This is a genomic window from Paraperlucidibaca wandonensis (assembly GCF_042677145.1).
In the GTDB taxonomy this organism is placed as follows: Bacteria; Pseudomonadota; Gammaproteobacteria; order Pseudomonadales; family Moraxellaceae; genus Perlucidibaca; species Perlucidibaca wandonensis.
In genome coordinates, this window is record NZ_JBHTIT010000002.1 from 104,327 (window position 1) to 124,451 (window position 20,125).

Below are 20,125 nucleotides of genomic sequence, written 5' to 3' on the forward strand. Positions count from 1 at the left end.
CGTTAGCTTGAGTGGCAGTCTGCCGCCACGCGCTCAGCGAGCTGTTCGGCATGGATGATGCGAATGCTCTTGCCGCTGACCTCTATTAAACCGTCATCTGCGAGCTGAGACAGCGCGCGGCTGACGGTTTCTAGCGCTAAGCCTAAATGGTTGGCAAGATCAGCCCGACCCATCGATAGCCGTAGTTCATTTGTTGCCAAATGCCGCTGCTGTTGGCGCGCCGATAAGCCCAATAAAAAACTCACCACCCGCACCTCGGCGCTCGCCTGCGCCATCAAATGCATGCGCTGATAATCTTGGCGCAGCTCAGTACTCATGATCTGAAACAAATGCCCCTGCAACTCCGGCAGCTGCTGCGATAGCTGGCTAATGCCGTTCACTGGCAACTCACACAGCGTGGTTTTCTCTAGTGCCGTGGCGGTGCTGGCGCAATGGCTTTGGCCCATATTATCGAGACCGATAACTTCCCCTGGCAAATAAAAGCCAGTGATTTGCTCTTCACCTGAAGGCAGCAAAACGCTGGTTTTAAGCGCGCCTGAACGTACGGCATAAAGCGCAGTCATTGAGTCGCCTAAGCGATATACCGTTTCATTTTTGGCAAAAGCGCTGGGCTGAGCGACTAATTGGCTGATGCGATTTAATGCGTGCTCGTCGAAGCTCGGTGGAAAACACAGCTTGTGTAAGCCGCAATCGAGGCAGCGGGTTGCGGCGGGGCGGAAGGCGGTCATGGCCAACTCAGAGTTAGTTAATCTTGAGTGTAATCGTAGACGTAAAAAAGCCGGCGTGATAGCCGGCTTTTTTTCACAGCAAAACGATGGCTTAGGCCAGCGCTTTAACCTGTGCATTCAGACGGCTCTTATGACGAGCAGCCTTGTTTTTGTGGATGATGCCTTTGTCGGCCATACGGTCGATGACAGGCACGGCTGCTGTGTAGGCAGCTTGCGCAACGGCTTTGTCGCCGCTAGCAATGGCATTCACAACTTTCTTGATAAATGTACGCACCATGGAGCGCAGGCTCGCATTGTGCAGACGCTGCTTGTCGTTTTGACGTGCGCGTTTTTTGGCTTGTGCAGAGTTGGCCACCAGGCGGCTCCCATAAAATTCAGTCTATTAAAGTGTTCTGAAACGACTCCACACCGAGGTGTTTAAGAGTTCCAAAATCAGGCGCGCAATGATGCCGCCGAGATCGCACGAAGTCAACCCGCATTGCTAGCGAAGCAGGGCATGGCTGCGCTACTATCGCCTGCGATCTTGGAGCTCACATGTCAGCCACCCCCGTCATTCCGCCGAAAAAGCCCGCTGCTAGCGCCCCTAGCCTGTGGCGATCGACCTTTATTGTCAGTGCCATGACGCTATTGTCACGCATCGCGGGTTTAGTGCGCGACATGGTATTTATGAATTTGTTTGGCGCTAGCCGGCTCATGGACGCATTTTTAGTGGCGTTCAAGATCCCTAATTTCTTACGCCGCTTATTTGCCGAGGGTGCATTTTCGCAGGCCTTTGTGCCAGTGCTCACCGAAGTGCGCAGCCAGCGCGGCGATGACGCGGTGCGCGTGCTGATCAGTCATGTTGCGGGCTCACTGACGCTGGTCATCGGCGCAATCAGCGTGTTTGCCATTGTATTTTCGCCGGCCATTATCTTTCTGTTTGCGCCCGGCTTTCGCGGTGATGAGCTGAAGTTCGATCTCGCCGCCGACATGCTGCGCGTGACTTTCCCCTATTTACTGCTGATTTCGCTGACCGCTTTTGCTGGCGGCATTCTCAATACCTATGGCCGTTTTGGCGTATCGAGCTTCACGCCGGTGCTGCTCAACGTCACCATGATTGGCTGCGCGGTCTGGCTTGCGCCGTTGTTATCGACGCCGATTATGGCGTTGGCGTGGGGCGTATTAATTGCTGGCGTGGTGCAACTGGGCTTCCAATTTTGGCCGCTGCATCGCATCAATCTGATGCCGCGGTTTAAGCCGAATTTTAAAGACCCCGAGGTTAAACGCATTCTGACGCTGATGGTGCCGGCCATGTTCGGCGTTTCGGTGAGTCAAATAAACCTACTGCTCGATACTGTGCTGGCGTCATTTTTGGTCAGCGGTTCGGTGTCTTGGCTCTACACCGCTGAGCGTTTAACTGAGCTGCCATTGGGCTTAATTGGCATTGCCGTGGCCACGGTGATTTTGCCGACACTATCGACCAAGCATGCAGAAAAGTCCGATGTCGAATTTCGCGCCACCATCGACTGGGCCTTAAAAGTCATCGTTTTGGTTGGCCTGCCGGCATCATTGGCGATGGGCTTTTTGGCTCAGCCCTTGCTAGCGACCTTGTTTCATCACGGCGCATTCGACGCAGAAGACGTGGTGAAGTCGGCGATGGCATTGCAGGCGCTGTCGGGCGGCATCTTGGCGTTTATGCTGATTAAAGTTTTTGCGCCGGCGTTTTACGCGCGCCAAGACATGAAGACGCCCGTGCGCATCGGCATCATCGCGATGGTCGCGAATATGGTGTTTAACCTGATGCTGGTGTGGCATTTAGACCATGTTGGCCTGTCTTTGGCGAGCACCTTGGCGGCTTTCGTCAATGCTGGTTTGCTTTATCGTGGCCTGCATCGCTCTGGCATTTATCGTCTTGATGCGCGTTGGGTACCGCTGCTTCTGCGCTTTGCCATGGCCAATGCGGCGATGTTCGCAGTGCTGTGGTTCATCACGCCGAGTAACGATTGGTGGCTAGCGGGCCACGGTTGGGCGCGCGTGGGTTGGGTGCTACTGATCTGCGCTGCTGGTGCGGCGACTTATGGCGCAGCATTATTGGCGGTTGGCTTTAGACCACGCGAGCTGCGGCATCCCTGATGCGCTTTCGGTATACTCACGCGCTGAATCAGCTAAGGCTATAAGTTCGTCATGCATCTGATACGCGGCATACACAATTTGCGCCCCGCTTTAGGGCCGCACGCGCTCACCATTGGTAATTTTGATGGCGTGCACGCTGGCCATCAAGCCATGCTCGCGCAGCTGCGTGAAGCCGCCGATAGGCTCGGTGTGCCTGCTATGGTGATGTGCTTTGAGCCGCAGCCGCAGGAGTTCTTCTCTGGTGAGCAAGCTCCTGGCCGATTAATGACGTGGCGCGATAAAGTCGAGACCTTGGCTGAGTATGGTGTCGATCGCGTACTGCTAGTGCGCTTCGATGAGCGCTTTCGCGCCTACACGGCGTCGGGCTTTATCGACGATTTGCTCGTGGCCAAGCTACAGACCAAATATATTTTAGCTGGCGATGATTTCCGCTTTGGTTGCGACCGCAGCGGCGACTACAGCCAATTGCAACGCGCGGGAGTCGAGCACGACTTTGCCGTCGATGAACTCGCTACTTTCGAGTCTGACGGCGATCGTGTCAGCAGTACACGCCTTCGCGCTGCCGTCGCTGCTGCCGACTTTGCCTTAGCGCGGGCACTTAGCGGGCGTGACTTTTTTGTCGCGGGCCATGTTGTTCATGGCGATAAAATAGGCCGTACATTAGGTCTGCCCACCGCCAATATTTTGATGAAACGGCAAGTGCTGCCTTTGCGTGGTGTTTTTGCGGTCTGGGTCGATGGCATTGGCGACACGCCATTGCCGGCTGTGGCTAATGTTGGCACGCGACCAACGGTGCAGGGCATTCAAGCGCGTTGTGAAGTGCATTTATTGGATTATCGCGGCGATCTTTATGGTCGTCGCCTGCGTGTGCGTTTCGCGCATAAATTGCGTGATGAGCAGCGCTTTGCCTCATTAGAGGCGTTGAAATCGGCTATCGAGGCAGATGTTATTGCCGGCCACCACTATTTTTCTGCTGAAGGCGCTACTGCCCTAAAGCACGCTGGGAATTGATTGCAGGCTATGGACTATAAAACCACGCTGAACCTACCCGAAACTGATTTTGCCATGAAGGCCAGTCTTGCCACGCGCGAGCCAGCACGAGTGGCGGCGTGGCAGTCTGAGTCGCTTTACCAACGCATTCGCCAAGCGCGCGCGGGTGCGCCGAAATACATCCTGCATGATGGCCCGCCGTACGCTAACGGCGATATTCACATCGGTCATGCGGTGAATAAAATTCTTAAAGATATGATTGTGAAGGCGAAGGGCCTGAGCGGTTTTGACGCGCCCTATGTGCCTGGCTGGGACTGTCACGGCCTGCCCATTGAGCTCAATGTTGAGAAGAAATTTGGTAAGCCCGGCGTCAAGCTGAGTGCTGCTGAGTTTCGTGAAAAATGCCGTGAATATGCGGCCACGCAAGTTGCTCGCCAGTCGGTCGATTTTCAGCGCCTAGGTGTGCTTGGCGACTGGGATAAGCCTTACTTAACGATGAACTTTGGCCAAGAGGCCGACATTATTCGCGTGCTCGGCAAAATCGCTGGCAATGGCCATTTGCATAAAGGCATGAAGCCGGTGCATTGGTGTATGGATTGCGCCTCGGCTTTGGCTGAGGCCGAAGTTGAGTATCAAGATAAGACCTCGGCGGCGATTGATGTTGGTTTTGCCGCTGTCGATATGGCTGATTTTGCCAAGCGCACGGGACTGACTCTGGTCTCGGCGGAAGTGGTGATTTGGACCACAACGCCATGGACATTGCCCGCCAACCAAGCCGTGTCGCTGCACCCTGAACTGAGCTACGCCGTTGTGCGTGCGACAGTGGCGGGGCAAGTGCGACATTTGGTGCTGGCCGAGACGCTAGCGGCTGATGCCTGTGCGCGTTATGAAGCGACCGATGTTGAAGTGCTGGCGACGGTGAGCGGTCAGGTACTGGAAGGCTTGCAGCTGCAGCATCCGCTGTATGAGCGCGTGGTGCCGGTCATTGTTGGCGAGCATGTCACTGCCGACGCCGGTACGGGCGCTGTGCACACAGCGCCGGGTCATGGCCAAGATGACTTTGTCATTGGCAAGGTTTATGGCTTAACGGTGGATAATCCCGTCGATGGCAACGGCGTGTTTTTGCCGAATACGCCGCGCTTTGCTGGCCTGCACGTGAACAAGGCCAATGAGCCAATTTGCGATGCGCTGCGCGAGCCTCGCGCCGATGGTAGCTCGGCGTTATTGAGCTTTGTCAAAATCCAGCACAGCTATCCGCACTGCTGGCGTCATAAAACGCCGATTATTTTCCGCGCCACGCCGCAGTGGTTTATCAGCATGACGCAAAATAATCTGCGCGATGACGCCATGGCAACCATCAAGCAAGTCGAGTGGCTGCCAGAATGGGGTCAGGCGCGCATCGAAGGTATGGTTTCGGGCCGGCCCGATTGGTGTATTTCGCGCCAACGTACTTGGGGTGTGCCGATCACTTTATTCGTGCACAAAGAAACTGGCGAGCTGCACCCGCGCACAGCTGAGCTAATTGAGACAGTTGCGCTACGAGTTGAGGCTAAGGGCATTGAGGCGTGGTTTGCCTTGGAGTCCGCCGAGCTTTTGGGTGATGACGCCGTGCATTACGACAAAGTCACCGACACGCTCGATGTTTGGTTCGATTCCGGCGTGACGCATAGCTGTGTACTCAATCGCGTCGATGATTTGCGCTATCCCGCCGACCTGTATTTGGAAGGCTCAGACCAGCATCGTGGCTGGTTCCAGTCATCGCTACTGACTGCTGTTGCCGCCAATGGTTCAGCGCCATTTAAGACGGTGCTGACTCATGGTTTTACCGTCGATGGCCAAGGCCGAAAAATGTCGAAATCGGTGGGCAATGTCGTCGCGCCACAAAAAATCATGCAGACCTTGGGTGCCGATATTATTCGCCTCTGGGTATCAGCGACGGATTATCGCGGCGAGATGACCGTGAGCGATGAAATCCTCTCGCGCATGTCCGATAGCTATCGTCGCATCCGAAATACGCTGCGCTTTTTGCTCTCCAACCTCAATGGTTTCGACCCTGTGCGTGATGCTGTCGCCGCCGATGACATGCTCGCGCTTGATCGTTGGGTAGTCGATGCCGCAGCGAGCTTACAGGATGACGTCATCGCGGCTTATGACGACTTTCAGTTCCACCAGATCTATCACAAGCTGCACAACTTCTGCGTCAATGAGCTGGGGGGGTTCTACCTCGACATCATTAAAGATCGCCAATACACCACGCAAGAGCAGTCATTGGCGCGCCGCTCAACGCAAACTGCGCTCTGGCATATTGCCGAAGCCTTTGTGCGTTGGGCAGCACCAATTCTGAGCTTTACTGCCGAAGAAATTTGGGAGGCATTACCCGGTGAGCGCGAAGGCTCGGTATTTTTGAGCGAATGGTATACGGGCCTCGCACGTTTGCCCGGCACTGAGCCGATGCTGACGCAGGCTTATTGGCAGCAAGTTTTGGCAATGAAATCAGCGGTTAATAAACACATCGAAGCCGCACGTAATCGCAAAGAGATCGGCTCAGGTTTATCTGCCGATGTTGCCTTGTTCGCCAACGATGAGTTACTGCCGGTGCTCACTGCTTTGGGCGATGAGCTGCGTTTTGTGCTGATCACTTCTAGCGCCACGGTGCTGCCGTTGTCGGGAGATAGTGGTGAGGCCAGTGAGCTTGATGGCTTGCGCGTGTTGGTGACGCCGTCTGCTGGTATCAAGTGTGTGCGTTGCTGGCATTACCGCGATGATATTGGCACGGACGCTGCGCATCCGGAGATTTGTGCGCGCTGCGTTAGCAATGTCTGTGGTCAGGGCGAGGAGCGTCGCTATGCTTAAATCGGGGCTTAAAACTGGGCTTAATAAAATGCCTTCTGCAAACGCTGTCGGCATGCGCGCGATTCTCGACCGTCCACTGAATTGGCTCTGGCTGGCGGTGTTAATTTATGTCGCCGATTTCTACACCAAGGCTTGGGCGTCGACGAGCCTGCACTATGGCCAGTCCATCGAGCTACTGCCATTTTTGAATTGGACGCTGGCACATAACTCAGGTGCGGCCTTTAGCTTTCTGCATGATGCCGGTGGCTGGCAGCGCTGGTTTTTTGTCGGCATCGCGGTGGTGGTGAGCATTGCGCTTATCATCTGGATGGCGCGTCTGCCGCGCGGTTCGCGTTGGCTGCCATTGTCATTGGCACTGCTTTTGGGCGGCGCTATCGGCAATCTGCATGACCGCATCGTGCAAGGCTATGTCGTCGACTTTATACATTTCCATTGGGCCGGTATGAGCTTTCCCGCCTTCAATATTGCCGATTGTGGCATCACTGTGGGCGCTATTATGTTGATCATCGATAGCGTATTTTTAGAGTCGCGCCGCGAGCGTCTGGCAAAATCTGAAGCAACGTCTCAGGAGCCGAAAACATGAGCAAAATTGGCCCAGGTACGCGCGTCAGCATGCATTTCACGGTGTCATTAAGCTCGGGTGAAGTGCTCGACAGCACGCATGATCGTAGCGATCCGCCAACGTTTGAATTTGGCGATGGCAATTTGCTGCCCGGCTTCGAGAAGGCCATCGAAGGCATGCAAGCAGGCGAGCAAGGCCGCTTTAGTATTTCGGCTGAGGATGGTTTTGGTATCTGGCAGGAAGACAATGTGCAGCATTTTCCGCGTCATCAGTTCGGTGAGCAGCTGCTGGAGCCGGGCATGGTTATGCAGTTTGCCGATGCCAGTGGAGCCGAGTTGCCGGGCGTAATTAAAGCCTTGCCAGACAATGCCGTTGAAGTTGATTTCAACCACCCATTGGCGGGTCGTGAGCTGGTATTTGAAGTTGATGTGCTGCGCGTCACCGATGCCGATGCACGACCAGTGACGCTGAATTAACGCCCTTAGGAGCGCTGTCATGGACATAAAACTTGCTAATCCGCGTGGTTTTTGCGCCGGAGTTGATCGCGCTATTGAGATTGTTAATCGTGCTTTAGAAGTGTTTGGCCGACCAATTTATGTACGTCATGAAGTCGTGCATAACAAATTTGTCGTCGATGACCTGCGCGATCGCGGCGCGGTCTTTGTCGATGAGCTTGAGCAAGTGCCTGATGATGCCATCGTGATTTTTTCCGCCCATGGCGTGTCAAAAAAAGTCCAACAAGAGGCTAGCTCGCGCGGCTTAAAAGTCTTTGACGCTACCTGTCCTTTGGTGACTAAAGTGCATATGGAAGTAGCGCGATATGCGCGTACCGGCACCGAGGCGATTTTGATCGGCCATGCTGGGCATCCTGAAGTCGAAGGCACCATGGGCCAGTACGACAAGCGTAATGGCGGCGATATTTATCTGGTCGAAGATGAGGCCGATGTCGCTAAGTTGCAGGTGAAAAACCCTGAAAACTTGGCTTTTGTCACACAAACCACGCTATCGGTGGATGACACTGCGCGCGTCATCGATGCCCTGCGCCAGCACTTTCCGCATATTCAAGGCCCACGCAAAGATGATATTTGCTATGCCACACAAAACCGCCAAGACGCGGTAAAAACTTTGGCCGAACAATGCCAAGTGGTATTGGTAGTGGGCTCGCCCAACTCCTCGAACTCAAACCGCCTGCGCGAACTAGCTGAGCGTATCGGTGCGCGGGCTTATCTGGTTGATAACGCCGAGCAAATCGATAAGTCATGGCTCGATGGCGTTGCCGCCGTGGGTGTGACCGCTGGGGCCTCGGCGCCTGAAGTGCTGATTCGCCAAGTCATTGATCGCTTAGGTGAATGGGGCGGTGCAGTGCCGGTCGAGCTTGATGGCCGCCCAGAAAATGTCGTGTTCTCGATGCCAAAAGAACTGCGCATTCCCGTCAAAGCCGTGTGATTTTTTTCGCAGGCGCCCTAGTAAACGCTTAAATCTTTGCCACCCTTATGAGGTAGGTGCTGCGCAGCTTAAATAGCGTGCGGCATCGCCCACACAAGGCCTTTGCACGCCTATTGATTGGCTCGCAGAGAACGCATGGAGGTGGCTATGACGCATGCCCGTGCTCAGCGCTCACAAGTATTGCTCGTGTGGCAGCAGCGCGGCCTAGGCCTGCCCGAGACCTTGATCGCTTTCACACTAATGATGGTCGCGCTGACCGGGCTTTTGTCTGCGCATCAGCAGGCCAAGCTGCTTCAGCGCGATGCCAGCCAGCGCTTACAGGCAGTTATGGCGTTGCGTGAACTATCGCTACGTTGGCAGCTGAACTCACCTGCGGCAGCTAGTTATCGTGCTGGCATAGCTCAAGGTTTGAGTAACGCCGGCAATGACTTTCGCTGCACGCAAGACAGCTGTTCAATGTCTGCTCGCGCACAGGCCGATATTGCTTGGGTGGCTAGCGCGCTTAAGGACCTAACACGGGCGCAATGGCAAATTCAGCCTTGCCGAGAATGGCTAGCGGATTGCCTATGGCTGGGCTGGGGTAGTGCTGCCAGTAGTTGCAACGGCACGCGTACGCCTTTGCGCTTTGAGCGCTGCCTGCAATGGTTGCTGCCGCCATGAGCTGCTTAGCTCTAGGCTCCAGCGGAGTGGCTACTGCCGCACGCCTGAGGCCTTCTCAGCGCGGCATTGCTATTGCCGAATGGGCCATGGCCGCAGTGCTTGGCGCATTGGTTTTGGCAGCGGCCATGGCATGGCTGCAAAGCAGCGTGGTATTGGCGATGTCGCAGCGTGTGCCGGCGCAATTGCAGGAGTCGAGCTATTGGCTAACTCAGCGTCTCGATCAGCTCATCACAAATGCCGGCGCCGGCGGTGTGCATCCATTTGGCTTGGATGATCCAGCATTAGCGGCGTGGTGGCCAAAGGCTTTGCCGGGTACTGGGCGCGTCGCGAGCGACCAATTGCTTCTGCAACGACTTATCGAAAGTGACAAAAATGATTTCGACTGCGAAGGCCGGCGTACCGCGGTGGGCGCACGCCAAATTAGTCGGCTATTTCTGCGTAAAGAAAGTGTCTCGCCACTCTGGGCTTTAGCCTGTGATAGCGGCTATTGCGATGATTCTGGCTGCCATGCCTTGGGTGATGCCGGCATTGTCTTGATGTCTGGTGTGAATGCGATTTCGTGGCGGGCATTAGCTGCGACAGAAGGCGATAGTGCAGCGCGCTGGATCGATATCGAGAGTTGGCGAACGCAGCAACAAACATCAGCAATTGCCGGACTTCGCGTGGCTTTGTGGACAACTAGCGAAGACCAACTGTCACGAGCGCGGCGCTGGCAGGCACCTGAGAACTGGTTAGCGCCAACTATCGCGCCTGTTGCCGAGCGGCGAGTTCAGCACACGCTAGAGATGACGTGGGAGCTAAGCCATGCGCCCTAAACAGCAAGGCCAAGTGCTGTGGCTGATTGTCATCGTGCTAGGTAGCTTGGCGCAGCTAGCGATTATTACTATTCAGCAGGCAGCGGCGAGTGGTTTTTCGGTGCGGCGAATCGAAAGCTATTGGCAGCGAGAAATCTTGGTCGAGCACATTGCGGGCAAGCTTCAGAGTTTATCGCTGCAGCGATTATCAGCACCTGATCAGCAGGCGCTTTGGCATCCTTTGGGGCCGCTATTGCGCACCGCTTGCGCCAGTGAGCCACGTCAGTCATTGACGCAAACGCCTTGCTTGCCAACGACGACTGTGCGCTGGGCCTGGCAGCTTGAGCGCGATGAAGCATCGGTGCGCAGCTGGCCCGGCGTGCTGACTCAGAACTATCGCTTGCGCGTACAAGCAACGAGTCGGAATGGCCAGAGTAGTCGTTGGCTGTTTGATTACGAGCAAAGGAGCTTGCCATGAAAATAATCATTCGGCAGTCATCACAAGGAGCATTATTGTGCGAATGGCTTATCGCCATGGCACTGACAGGGATTATGCTAAGCGCGAGTTTTGCTTGGGCGGGTTCGTGGCAGCGCCAGCAGCAGGCAAGGCATTGGACAGCAAACTGGGTCATTGCCATGGAGCAACTACGCCAGCTTGCTCAGCAAGATCGCCAGAACTGGGTGGTTTGTGCCAGTGCCGATGGTTCGCGTTGCCAAGCGGTGTGGCAGGCAAAGTGGCTGGTATTTCGCGATGATAATGCCGATGGCATACGTCAGCGTAGCGAGCACGTGCAAAGCCTATCGCCAGATATTCCGAAGGCATGGCGTATGATCTGGCGTAGTTTTCGTAATCAAGATTGGCTGACCTGGAGTGCTCAGGGCGATGCTGTGCTGTCGAATGGTACGCTGACGGTATGCCCGCCAGTGATTGATGAGGCGGCACTACGACAAGTCATTGTCAGTAAGTCGGGGCGTATGCGTATACGCCGGCCCAGCCAAGATTCGCCAGCCGTACTGCAAGCTGCCCGTGATGTTTGTGGTTGGCTAAGCTGAGGCGGTTTTACTTAGATTTTATTGGGGTTCTTATGCGAGTAGTGATTGTCGGCGCAGGTATCAATGGCCTGTTAACGGCACGCGAGTTAGCCAAGGCCGGCGTTGAAGTCATGCTTTGCGATCAAGGTGAGCTTGCGCAGCAGGCATCTTGGGCTGGCGGCGGCATCGTTTCGCCGCTATATCCGTGGCGCTATTCACCTGCCGTTACGGCGCTCTCACAATGGGCGCAAGCTGCGTATCCACTCCTGCGTGATGAGCTGATGGCTGATGTCGGCATCGATATTGAGTTGCTGACATCGGGCTTATTATTTGTGAATACCGACGATGCTCGAGATGCGCGTGTTTGGGCGCAGGCGAATGCGACAACCTGCGAAGTACTTGATGCCGACTCTTTGCGTGAGCGTTGGCCAGGCTTGGCGCATGACGCGGAGCAGGGTGTATTTTTCCCTGATATAGCCCAAGTGAGAAACCCGCGATTACTGAAAGCATTGATAGCCGATCTACAGCGCTATCCACAGGTGCAGTTACGCTCGAAAACAGCCATTAGCTCAGTTAGTGGTGCTCAAGCTAGTCACTCGGCATCAGTCATGTTTACCTCTGGCGAGCTAGTCGAGGCCGATGCTGTGATTGTTTGCGCCGGCGCTTGGAGCGCAAAATTACTGCCGCGAGCAGCCGTGCCAGTGCGCCCGGTGCGCGGCCAAATGCTGCAGTACGAAACCGCTCCAGGCACCATTACAAGCATGATTTTGCGCGATGGCCATTACCTAATTCCTCGCGCAGATGGCTTGGTGCTATGCGGCTCGACCTTGGAAGAAGCGGGGTTTGATAATCGCACCACGGCAGAGGCACGCGAGTTGCTTGAAAAAGCGGCGGCTTCGCTATGGCCGGGCCTGACCGAGCAGCCGCCGGTGCGGCATTGGGCTGGCCTCAGGCCAGGCTCGCCCAATGGCATCCCGTTTATTGGTGCCGTGCCCGAGCAAGCTGGAGTCTGGGTTAATGCCGGTCAGTACCGCAACGGCTTGGTGCTAGCGCCGGCATCTGCGGCGCTAATTAGCGACTTAGTGCTAGGACGCACGCCACGCTTAGCTGCCGCGCCTTACGCCCCAATGACTTAATGGTCTTTAGAGTTGTTTTCTAGCCATGCATCGCGATGTGCTTCGCAGCAAAAATAGTGGCCACTTGAGCGTGTGCTTTCACCCTCGGGCAGATGTATTTGGCACTGAGCGCAGCGCTGCATAGGCAGGCTTTGCTGTTGCCGATCTGAGCCTGAGTTAGATTGCTCAGAAGAGCCGTCAGCGGGTTTGTCCAACGCCAAAAAGCGCCGAATATAGCGATAAGCTAACCAGCCTAGAGCCAATAAAATTATGAGACGAATAATGCCCAACATGCGAGTTTCCTTCTGCCAATGCGCGTACTCGACTATCCTAGGCAACTTCGTGCCAACTGCCTACTGAAATTGCCATGTCTCTACAATCGCCACACACCTCTATTCGCTTCGCTCTAGCCCAGCTCGACTTTTTGGTCGGCGATATTCCGGGCAATACCGCTTTGATGATGGCGCAAGCTGTACATGCTCGCGATGAGCTCAAAGCCGATGCCATTATTTTTCCGGAGCTCAGCCTTACCGGTTATCCACCAGAGGATTTATTGCTGCGGCCTAGCCTTGAGCGCCGCGTACAGGCAGCTGTTGAGCAGCTGAAGACGATACAGGGCATTACGCTAGTGTTTGGCTTACCTGAGCAGCGCGAAAACGGTCTGCATAATGCCGCTTGGGTCATACGCGATGGCCAGTGCCTAGCGCGTTACGCTAAACATCAGCTGCCAAATCACGAGGTCTTCGATGAGCTGCGCTACTTCGTCGCTGGCACTGGGGCCACAGTATTTGAGCTTCATGGTATGCGTATTGGCTTGACGATTTGTGAGGATATTTGGCATTCCGGTCCCGCTCGCGCTGCCAAGGAAGCTGGTGCTGAATTGCTGATTAATATCAACGCTTCGCCATTTCATGTCGGCAAAGCGGCTGAGCGCTTGGGTGTTGTTGGTGAGCGCGCGTGCGAGCTAGATCTGCCGATACTTTATTGCAATGTGGTTGGCGGCCAAGACGAACTAGTCTTCGATGGTGGTTCGTTTGCGCTACAGGCATCGGGCGAAGTGGCTATGCAAGCACCGCTGTTTAGCGCCGGCTTACATGTTGTGGATGTTGATGTGGCAACACGTCATATCAGCTCGAGTACACAAGCTAGGCTGCCTGATCGCCACGAATCGATTTACCAAGCGCTGGTTTTGGCATTACGTGATTACGTCACTAAAAGTGGCTTCAAAGGTGTACTACTCGGCCTCTCGGGCGGTATTGATTCTGCGCTGACTCTGGCCATTGCGTGTGACGCACTAGGCGCCTCGCGTGTGCGTGCGGTGATGATGCCGTATCACTACACCGCCGACATCAGCCGCAATGACGCCGCCGAGCAAGCCACGCGCTTAGGTGTGCATTACAGCAGCTTGCCCATCGTCGCTATGGTTGAGGCCTTTACCAACACGCTAAGCGAAACCTTTGCCGGCCTTGGTGCCGATAAAACCGAGGAAAATTTACAAGCACGTTCGCGCGGCGTATTGCTCATGGCGATCTCTAATAAGCTTGGCTATCTGGTTTTGCCAACGGGTAATAAGTCTGAAATGTCAGTGGGTTATGCCACGCTTTATGGCGATATGGCTGGCGGCTTTGCGGTCTTAAAAGATGTGCCAAAAGTCGAGGTTTTCGAGCTATGTCGTTGGCGTAATGCGCAGGCGCGCGCCGCTGGCGAGGCCGATATTGTGCCGCAGCGCGTTATTGATCGACCGCCGTCAGCCGAGCTTGCGCCCGATCAAAAAGATGAAGATTCGCTGCCGCCATATCCTGCGCTTGATGAGATTTTGCGCCGCTATATTGAGTGTGATGAAAGTGCGCACGACATCATCGCGGCCGGCTTTGATGCTGAGCAAGTTAATCATGTGCTGCGCCTAGTCGACATCAGTGAGCACAAACGGCGGCAGTCAGCTGTTGGCCCGCGCATTAGTCGTCGTGGCTTTGGCAAAGATCGGCGCTATCCCATCGTTAATGGTTGGAAAATCGGCGACTAAAATTTGCCCTCGCCCTAGCGAAGTGCTCAGGGCGTGACTACCTTTAAAGGCATAGGCTCTCTCGCAAGGAGGCGGGCGCCATGCGTAAAGGTTTACTGACCTGCTGTTTGCTGATGCTCTCCGGTGCACTTGGCGCTAATGCGCTCTCGCGATTTTTCCCCGCCACGCCAGCGCCTGTGCCGGCGTTGTGGTGGGCAATAGATACCTCGGCGCCGTTGCCGATATCGTCACTACAGCAATGGTTTATCGAGTCTAGCCCTGGGCAGTCGGCGGCTAGCTTGCGGCCATTACCCAGTGACGGGGTAGGCATTGGTCTACTCGCGGGCATGCCGGATGCGCAGGGCGATGTGGCAGTGCGGGAGCTGATGCCGCCGTGGCCGTTAAACCTTTCTCGAGTATGGCCAGCGGAGCCCAGGCATCGCCAAGTTAAGCTGCTATCTGCGAGCATGGAGTCGGGACTGGTGCTGCCTCTACCTGCCGAGGCGATTTCCAATGTTCATGCCGAGCTTGTGCTCGCGCGTTCGGGGCCTCCGCGAGGGCCATACGAGCTCGATGTCAGCTTCACTGGTTCGCCTACACAGTCTGTGACCGCAATAGACAGTGGCTCATCGATTATCGTGGCTTTAGATTCTGTACTTAACCCATGGCCATTCGCCGATGCAGCGCAAGCCATCCTTGAGTTGGTGCCACGCGCCGATTCGCCATGGGTAGTTTTTGCTTCGACGCCGGTCATTTGGCGCTTAAGTTGGCAAAGCCCATCGGCGATGCTAAGCGGTCGAGCGCAGTGGCGGCGCGTATTAAATAGCTTGCTGATGCACACGGGAGATCGCACTGACTTGGTGCCTGATCTAGCCGCGAAACTATTAGCCCAAGTGCAGGGCGAGGCAGTGCCAAAAGAAACGACAGTGAACTATCGGCCCGCACGATTATCTGATGCTTGCGGTGGCAATGAAGGCCTATTGCTCACAGCTAACGAGTTGCAAGACGATATTTCAGCGCAGTTAACGCGATGGTTAGATCTGGCGCTGCAAGGGCCATTGCAGCCATACCGACTAGTGCCGCGCAGCCATCTTGGTAGTTTTAATGGTGTCGATGTGTATTTTGCTAGCCCTACGCTGGGGCGTGCGTTATGGCCGGGGGATCACGGCTTTCGAGCCTGTTTATCGCTCATGGACTGCGCTGATGTCAGCACACTTTCACCAAGCTTGCAGGCGAAAATTGGTACCGAATCATCACAAGGATTGCTGCTGAGTGACACCGTTTTAGGCTCACAAGGGCAGCTCACGGCAATAGACCCTCCTGCAAATACCGCTAAAGCAGTGGCGCTAGGCGATTCATTACTGATTGATACAGGGCCCGACCCAACAAGTGCGACAGGTCGAGCGCAAACCTTGCTGTGGTTGAGTGTCGACGGCACATTTTATTTACGCGATGGAGACTCAGGCGACTTATTGTGGCGCTGGCAGCCGACAGTTTGGCAGGCGCACCGAGCGCAATTATTGGCGCAGCCGACAGCTCTACGCCCAGAGCAGCTTAGTTCATATGCACTGCAACTCTGGGAGGGTGGTCTGGGCGAAAGAATTGTTTTTGCCTTGCTAGCGGGAAGGCTGCTTGCACTGGACTTAAGTCAGCCGCAGCAACCTAGATTATTGCCACTATCAGCTACATCGGTCGATAGCTTTAGCATCTTGCCGAAGTCGTTAACAAGCACAGCGCCTGAACTTTTATTGGGGGTTAGGGCTGTGATGCCTGATGCCAGTCATCTCTCAAGAGTAAATGGCTTAACCGGCGAGATACTTTGGCGAGCAGAGACTGAGAGTGAATCGCCGCAATGGCCGGTACCGTGGACATTTATTAGCTGGCAGCAAAGTATTCGAGGCTACGGTGTCGATGACCTAGGGCGCATTTGGCGACTGCAAACTAACGCTCATGACAAGAGTTTTACTCGCCCCACAATCATTGCTCAGCCTAGCGCTAATCTAGCCGAGGTCGAAATCCTTGCCGCGCCAAGTCTCTCTATTCAACCCGATGCTAATGGCCGACGCCGAGTGGCATTAAGCTTGGCTACTCGCGCTAGCGAAGCCGATGGCGTGCTGCTTTCAGCCTGGCTCGATGACGAACGCGCCGCACCATTAGTGATAAGTAGCCTGCCAAAATGGACAACACCTACCGCGCCGCCAACACACAACATCGGTTGGCAGCGTCAATTCTCATCCGAGCAAAGTTTAGGGCTGAGTCCGAAGTGGCTAGATGCTCGGGTAGTGCTAACACTAGAGGCCGCTTTGCCGCCGAAAGCACTTTGCCTTGCCGCCGATATTCAAACCAGGCTCTATGATTTGCCATGGCGCAAAGGCCGCAGTACAGAGTTGGCGAAGGAAATAGATTTAGGCACATCGCCAGTCCAGCTTGCCGCACCTGTTATTAGCGAGGAGGGCAAGCTGCATTGGCTAGGTCAATCCAAACCCGAGGTTGAGCTTGGATTAACCGCGTATCGTCGGCGCTTGAGGAAAGCTCCGACGTTGGATTAACCGGCTTTTTTGCTGGGCTCGATGGTTTTCAGTAGATCTTGCGCTTGAGCAGCAAGATCTTTCATGTTCAAGGCGTTGTAGTTATTTACCAGAATGCTCAGTGCTTTCGGCACAGCTTGGCTTTCGGGATAGTTTTCGACGATCCAACGTGCACGATTGATGGCAGCAACGAAAGCGCCGCGCATTTCGTAATAGCGGGCTACATGCAGTTCTGCTTCAGCAAATTGGTTGCGCAGATAAATCAGGCGTTGGTGGGCGTCGGCGTTGTATTGGCTGCTTGGAAAGCGTGTGATGAGCTGGCGGAAATCATCAAAAGCGACTTTCGCTTGACCCATGTCGCGATGCGCCATATTTATCGGTAGGCGCTTCAGAATGGCATCTTGGTCAATGGCAAAGTTAGACAGGCCACGCATATAAAATACGTAATCTAAGTTTGCAGACTCAGGATGCAGGCGCATATAGCGGTCAATAGCGGCAATTGCGCTAGCGTAGTCGCCTTGCATATAGCGACCATAAACTAGCTCGAGCTGAGCCTGTTCGGTGTAATTACCAACGGGATATTGCGACTCTAGCGCTTCATAGCCAGCAGTGGCGACGCTGTAGTTGCCGGCTTTGAGGGCATCATGAGCTTCGCTGTAATAGCTGGCTTCAGTTTTAACCGTAGGCTTTTGCGAGACACAGGCCGCGAGTAAAAGCACTGCGGCGGTGAGAAATAAACGTGACATCTTTTTCATGAATTCATCCAAGATGAGCACCAAGGGTGGTGCGCGGGTACAATGCCCCTATTAAACACTAGCTCGACGAGCCCGCCAAACCATGTCGCAAGCAATTTCACTAAATGCTGTTGTTCCACCAGAGCTTGCCGGTTGCCGTATTGACCAAGCCGCTGCCTCCCTTTTCGCCGAATACTCGCGCGAACGCCTGAAACAGTGGATCCACAACGGCATGCTGACCTGCAATGGCGAGCAGCGCAAACCCAAAGAGAAAGTTTTGGGCGGCGAGCAGTTGGTTATTGAGGCGCTACTGGAAGAAGAGACCCAGGCTAAGCCCGAAGATATTGCGCTCGATATTATCTATGAAGACAGCTATCTGATGGTGATCAACAAGCCTGCGGGCTTGGTTGTGCATCCCGGAGCAGGCAATCACACCGGCACTTTGATGAATGCGCTCCTGCATCATCAAGCCGATTTAGTGAACCTGCCGCGCGCTGGCATTGTGCATCGCCTCGACCGTGACACCACGGGCCTGATGGTTGTCGCCAAAACTTTGCCGGCCCATACGCATTTGGTGGCTCAGCTCGCCAGCAAGCTGGTGTATCGCGAGTACGAAGCGGTGGCATACGGCCAAATGACCGCAGGCGGCACTGTTGATGCGCCTATCGATCGCCATCCGCATGATCGTGTGCGCATGGCAGTTGTTGCTGGCGGGCGTAATGCCGTAACGCAATACCGCATTTTGCAGCGTTACCCCAATCACACGCACTTGCGCATTCAGTTAGAAACTGGCCGCACTCACCAAATTCGCGTGCATATGGCACATGTCGGCAATGCTTTAGTCGGCGATCAGGTGTATTCCCGACTGCGCTTTCCCAAAGGCGCATCGCCAGAACTGCAAGACACGATGCGCGAATTTGGTCGGCAGGCCTTGCATGCACGCCGGTTAGGCTTGGTGCATCCGGCAACTGAAGAGCAATGCCTGTGGGAGTCGCCATTGCCGGAAGATTTCGAGGCACTGCTGTTGGCGCTTAAAACTGATGCAGCGCGCGAGTAAGCAAGTGAGCGATCTAAGAGAGGCTGTTGGAAGCCCAAAAACATTAGATCAGTCACAGCTTATTCGTGCCGATTGGCCAGCTCCGGCGCACGTGCAAGCATGGGTAACTACGCGAGCCGGCGGCGTTAGTACGGCACCATTCGACAGCTTAAACCTAGGCCATCATGTCAATGACGACGCGCAAGCCGTAGCCGAGAATCGCCAGCGCCTGACGGGCTTTTGCCACGCTCGCGGTAGTCGTGGTGAGCTCATCTGGCTAAATCAAATCCACGGCATCGATGTGCTTGAGCCCAGATCATCAGTATTAGATGAGCAATCTGCCTGCACGCCCATCGATGCCGATGCCAGCTCAACAGCTGATGCAGGCCTCGCCTTAGTGGTGATGACCGCCGACTGCCTGCCGGTGTTTTTCACCGATATCGCAGGTGAGCGCGTTGCCGTGGCTCATGCCGGTTGGCGCGGCCTCTGCAATGGCATTTTAGAAGCCACCGCTGCGACTTTTTCGCCTCAACAAACCTTGATGGCATGGTTAGGCCCAGCCATCGGGCCAAATAGCTTTGAGGTTGGTGAATCAGTGCGCGAGGCGTTTATCGCATTGGCAATAGATGATGAGCTAGAGGCCACAAAGGCAGCGTTTTCGGCTAATAAGCCAGGCCATTACCTCGCCGATCTTTACCAGCTCGCACGCATACGCCTGCTGCGCACCGGTGTCTCAGCGGTGTATGGTGGCGGCTTGGACACTTTCAGCGAATCATCGCGCTTCTTCTCCTATCGCCGCGAAGCAGCAACAGGGCGAATGGCCAGTGTGATCTGGCGAAACCGGCCTAACTAGGCGGCGCTTAAAACTAGTACATATTTAAAGGAGTTGGCATGACGCCAATGGTTGTTATTTATCACAGTGGTTTTGGTCACACCGAGCAGGTCGCACTGTGCGTCGTTAATGGCGCCAATCGTGTCGCTGGCGTACAAGCGCAAGCCATGTCGGTGGTTGATGTTGACTGGGAAGTTTTAGCCGCTGCCGAGGCCATTGTTTTTGGCGCACCAGTTTATATGGGCAGTGTTTCTGCCACGTTCAAACAGTTTATGGATGACAGTTCACGTACGTGGTTTGCGCAAGGCTGGCAGGATAAAGTCGCTGCGGGCTTTGTTAACTCCGGCGCCTTAAGTGGCGACAAACAAGTTGCGCTGCAGCAGTTACAAACCTTTGCTGGCCAGCACGGCATGCTTTGGGTCAACTTTGCCTTGCAGCCAAGTGGCACTGGCCCAACCGATTTAAATCGCCTCGGGTCTTATTCGGGCTTAATGACACAGGCCGATAACGAAGCGCCAGAACATACGCCGCCGCAGGGCGATCGCGACACTGCAGAAGCTTTTGGTCAGCACATCGCCGAGCGTACAGTACGCTGGCAGCGTGGCGCTAAATAGCGCAAGCATCAACCCTAGCCCTTGAAATTCATCGATAGACCCCACAAATCATAGACATCAGCGCATTTCGCGCGTGGACATGAGGGT

General features: G+C 55.0%; 20 protein-coding genes. 16 read left to right on the top strand and 4 right to left on the bottom strand.

Annotated elements, in window-relative coordinates; all coding sequences use genetic code 11:
- Nucleotides 1-2 precede the first annotated feature (2 nt).
- Both ACFQ0F_RS11580 and rpsT read right to left on the bottom strand, forming a co-directional pair.
- Nucleotides 3-728 (bottom strand): helix-turn-helix domain-containing protein, encoded by a 726-nt coding sequence (locus ACFQ0F_RS11580; RefSeq protein ID WP_379072399.1) that lies wholly within the window; start codon nt 726-728, stop codon nt 3-5.
- A gap of 91 nt (nt 729-819) precedes the next feature.
- Nucleotides 820-1,083, bottom strand: coding sequence for a 30S ribosomal protein S20 (gene rpsT / locus ACFQ0F_RS11585; protein WP_340675110.1), 264 nt, complete (start codon nt 1,081-1,083; stop codon nt 820-822).
- Between the two features lie 179 nt (nt 1,084-1,262).
- Here rpsT and murJ point away from each other — a divergent pair, with 179 nt between their 5' ends.
- The 11 genes from murJ to thiO all read left to right on the top strand — a co-directional run bounded on the left by murJ (nt 1,263) and on the right by thiO (nt 12,313).
- Nucleotides 1,263-2,840, top strand: coding sequence for a murein biosynthesis integral membrane protein MurJ (gene murJ / locus ACFQ0F_RS11590; protein WP_340675109.1), 1,578 nt, complete (start codon nt 1,263-1,265; stop codon nt 2,838-2,840).
- A 51-nt stretch (nt 2,841-2,891) separates the two neighbouring features.
- Nucleotides 2,892-3,851 (top strand): bifunctional riboflavin kinase/FAD synthetase, encoded by a 960-nt coding sequence (gene ribF, locus ACFQ0F_RS11595; protein ID WP_379072404.1) that lies wholly within the window; start codon nt 2,892-2,894, stop codon nt 3,849-3,851.
- A gap of 9 nt (nt 3,852-3,860) precedes the next feature.
- Entirely contained in the window at nt 3,861-6,683 is a 2,823-nt protein-coding gene (gene ileS / locus ACFQ0F_RS11600; RefSeq protein WP_379072407.1) for an isoleucine--tRNA ligase, read from the top strand.
- A gap of 28 nt (nt 6,684-6,711) precedes the next feature.
- The gene (lspA, locus tag ACFQ0F_RS11605) at nt 6,712-7,266 is read left to right on the top strand and encodes a signal peptidase II (protein WP_379072444.1); all 555 of its coding nucleotides are present in this window, start codon (nt 6,712-6,714) and stop codon (nt 7,264-7,266) included.
- Nucleotides 7,263-7,721, top strand: a complete 459-nt coding sequence (locus tag ACFQ0F_RS11610) for an FKBP-type peptidyl-prolyl cis-trans isomerase (protein WP_340675106.1) — start codon at nt 7,263-7,265, stop codon at nt 7,719-7,721. Before lspA ends, ACFQ0F_RS11610 begins: the two co-directional genes overlap by 4 nt.
- A 19-nt stretch (nt 7,722-7,740) precedes the next feature.
- A complete protein-coding gene (ispH, locus tag ACFQ0F_RS11615) occupies nt 7,741-8,691 on the top strand; it encodes a 4-hydroxy-3-methylbut-2-enyl diphosphate reductase (protein ID WP_340675105.1) in 951 nt (316 codons plus the stop codon).
- A 147-nt stretch (nt 8,692-8,838) separates the two neighbouring features.
- Entirely contained in the window at nt 8,839-9,351 is a 513-nt protein-coding gene (locus tag ACFQ0F_RS11620; protein WP_379072411.1) for a type IV pilus modification PilV family protein, read from the top strand.
- Nucleotides 9,333-10,166: a hypothetical protein gene (locus tag ACFQ0F_RS11625; RefSeq protein ID WP_340675103.1), complete on the top strand. Its 834-nt coding sequence runs from the start codon at nt 9,333-9,335 to the stop codon at nt 10,164-10,166. The genes ACFQ0F_RS11620 and ACFQ0F_RS11625 overlap by 19 nt, the downstream gene beginning before the upstream one ends.
- Complete coding sequence (locus ACFQ0F_RS11630) at nt 10,156-10,623, top strand: hypothetical protein (RefSeq protein ID WP_340675102.1); 468 nt, start codon at nt 10,156-10,158, stop codon at nt 10,621-10,623. Before ACFQ0F_RS11625 ends, ACFQ0F_RS11630 begins: the two co-directional genes overlap by 11 nt.
- Nucleotides 10,620-11,198: a GspH/FimT family protein gene (locus ACFQ0F_RS11635; protein ID WP_340675101.1), complete on the top strand. Its 579-nt coding sequence runs from the start codon at nt 10,620-10,622 to the stop codon at nt 11,196-11,198. Before ACFQ0F_RS11630 ends, ACFQ0F_RS11635 begins: the two co-directional genes overlap by 4 nt.
- 32 nt (nt 11,199-11,230) lie before the next feature.
- On the top strand, nt 11,231-12,313 hold the full coding sequence (gene thiO, locus ACFQ0F_RS11640) for a glycine oxidase ThiO (RefSeq protein ID WP_379072415.1): 1,083 nt from the start codon (nt 11,231-11,233) through the stop codon (nt 12,311-12,313).
- On the opposite strand, the gene ACFQ0F_RS11645 is transcribed toward thiO, so the two are convergent.
- On the bottom strand, nt 12,310-12,585 hold the full coding sequence (locus ACFQ0F_RS11645; RefSeq protein ID WP_340675099.1) for a PP0621 family protein: 276 nt from the start codon (nt 12,583-12,585) through the stop codon (nt 12,310-12,312). The two genes, thiO and ACFQ0F_RS11645, sit on opposite strands and share 4 nt — an antisense overlap.
- Before the next feature lie 74 nt (nt 12,586-12,659).
- Between ACFQ0F_RS11645 and ACFQ0F_RS11650 the strand changes: the two genes are divergently transcribed.
- Both ACFQ0F_RS11650 and ACFQ0F_RS11655 read left to right on the top strand, forming a co-directional pair.
- Nucleotides 12,660-14,315, top strand: coding sequence for an NAD+ synthase (locus tag ACFQ0F_RS11650; RefSeq protein ID WP_379072419.1), 1,656 nt, complete (start codon nt 12,660-12,662; stop codon nt 14,313-14,315).
- An 80-nt stretch (nt 14,316-14,395) separates the two neighbouring features.
- Nucleotides 14,396-16,843, top strand: coding sequence for a hypothetical protein (locus ACFQ0F_RS11655; protein ID WP_379072422.1), 2,448 nt, complete (start codon nt 14,396-14,398; stop codon nt 16,841-16,843).
- On the opposite strand, the gene ACFQ0F_RS11660 is transcribed toward ACFQ0F_RS11655, so the two are convergent.
- Nucleotides 16,840-17,577, bottom strand: a complete 738-nt coding sequence (locus tag ACFQ0F_RS11660) for an outer membrane protein assembly factor BamD (protein ID WP_379072425.1) — start codon at nt 17,575-17,577, stop codon at nt 16,840-16,842. The genes ACFQ0F_RS11655 and ACFQ0F_RS11660 overlap by 4 nt on opposite strands.
- An 82-nt stretch (nt 17,578-17,659) precedes the next feature.
- Between ACFQ0F_RS11660 and rluD the strand changes: the two genes are divergently transcribed.
- The 3 genes from rluD to ACFQ0F_RS11675 are packed head-to-tail and all read left to right on the top strand — an operon-like array spanning nt 17,660 to nt 20,038.
- Entirely contained in the window at nt 17,660-18,613 is a 954-nt protein-coding gene (rluD, locus tag ACFQ0F_RS11665; RefSeq protein WP_340674832.1) for a 23S rRNA pseudouridine(1911/1915/1917) synthase RluD, read from the top strand.
- A 4-nt stretch (nt 18,614-18,617) separates the two neighbouring features.
- Nucleotides 18,618-19,445 carry a peptidoglycan editing factor PgeF gene (gene pgeF / locus ACFQ0F_RS11670; RefSeq protein ID WP_379072428.1) on the top strand — a complete coding sequence of 276 codons (828 nt, stop codon included), beginning with the start codon at nt 18,618-18,620 and terminating at the stop codon, nt 19,443-19,445.
- 38 nt (nt 19,446-19,483) lie between these two features.
- Nucleotides 19,484-20,038 carry a flavodoxin family protein gene (locus ACFQ0F_RS11675; RefSeq protein WP_340674830.1) on the top strand — a complete coding sequence of 185 codons (555 nt, stop codon included), beginning with the start codon at nt 19,484-19,486 and terminating at the stop codon, nt 20,036-20,038.
- The last annotated feature ends 87 nt before the right edge of the window (nt 20,039-20,125 follow it).

What these genes read in the sequence shown, in the direction of transcription:
- ACFQ0F_RS11580 (WP_379072399.1), bottom strand. Translation starts at nt 728, where the DNA reads ATGACCGCCTTCCGCCCCGCCGCAACCCGCTGCCTCGATTGCGGCTTA.
- murJ (WP_340675109.1), top strand. Translation starts at nt 1,263, where the DNA reads ATGTCAGCCACCCCCGTCATTCCGCCGAAAAAGCCCGCTGCTAGCGCC.
- ribF (WP_379072404.1), top strand. Translation starts at nt 2,892, where the DNA reads ATGCATCTGATACGCGGCATACACAATTTGCGCCCCGCTTTAGGGCCG.
- ileS (WP_379072407.1), top strand. Translation starts at nt 3,861, where the DNA reads ATGGACTATAAAACCACGCTGAACCTACCCGAAACTGATTTTGCCATG.
- lspA (WP_379072444.1), top strand. Translation starts at nt 6,712, where the DNA reads ATGCCTTCTGCAAACGCTGTCGGCATGCGCGCGATTCTCGACCGTCCA.
- ACFQ0F_RS11610 (WP_340675106.1), top strand. Translation starts at nt 7,263, where the DNA reads ATGAGCAAAATTGGCCCAGGTACGCGCGTCAGCATGCATTTCACGGTG.
- ispH (WP_340675105.1), top strand. Translation starts at nt 7,741, where the DNA reads ATGGACATAAAACTTGCTAATCCGCGTGGTTTTTGCGCCGGAGTTGAT.
- ACFQ0F_RS11620 (WP_379072411.1), top strand. Translation starts at nt 8,839, where the DNA reads ATGACGCATGCCCGTGCTCAGCGCTCACAAGTATTGCTCGTGTGGCAG.
- ACFQ0F_RS11625 (WP_340675103.1), top strand. Translation starts at nt 9,333, where the DNA reads ATGGTTGCTGCCGCCATGAGCTGCTTAGCTCTAGGCTCCAGCGGAGTG.
- ACFQ0F_RS11630 (WP_340675102.1), top strand. Translation starts at nt 10,156, where the DNA reads ATGCGCCCTAAACAGCAAGGCCAAGTGCTGTGGCTGATTGTCATCGTG.
- ACFQ0F_RS11635 (WP_340675101.1), top strand. Translation starts at nt 10,620, where the DNA reads ATGAAAATAATCATTCGGCAGTCATCACAAGGAGCATTATTGTGCGAA.
- thiO (WP_379072415.1), top strand. Translation starts at nt 11,231, where the DNA reads ATGCGAGTAGTGATTGTCGGCGCAGGTATCAATGGCCTGTTAACGGCA.
- ACFQ0F_RS11645 (WP_340675099.1), bottom strand. Translation starts at nt 12,585, where the DNA reads ATGTTGGGCATTATTCGTCTCATAATTTTATTGGCTCTAGGCTGGTTA.
- ACFQ0F_RS11650 (WP_379072419.1), top strand. Translation starts at nt 12,660, where the DNA reads ATGTCTCTACAATCGCCACACACCTCTATTCGCTTCGCTCTAGCCCAG.
- ACFQ0F_RS11655 (WP_379072422.1), top strand. Translation starts at nt 14,396, where the DNA reads ATGCGTAAAGGTTTACTGACCTGCTGTTTGCTGATGCTCTCCGGTGCA.
- ACFQ0F_RS11660 (WP_379072425.1), bottom strand. Translation starts at nt 17,577, where the DNA reads ATGAAAAAGATGTCACGTTTATTTCTCACCGCCGCAGTGCTTTTACTC.
- rluD (WP_340674832.1), top strand. Translation starts at nt 17,660, where the DNA reads ATGTCGCAAGCAATTTCACTAAATGCTGTTGTTCCACCAGAGCTTGCC.
- ACFQ0F_RS11675 (WP_340674830.1), top strand. Translation starts at nt 19,484, where the DNA reads ATGACGCCAATGGTTGTTATTTATCACAGTGGTTTTGGTCACACCGAG.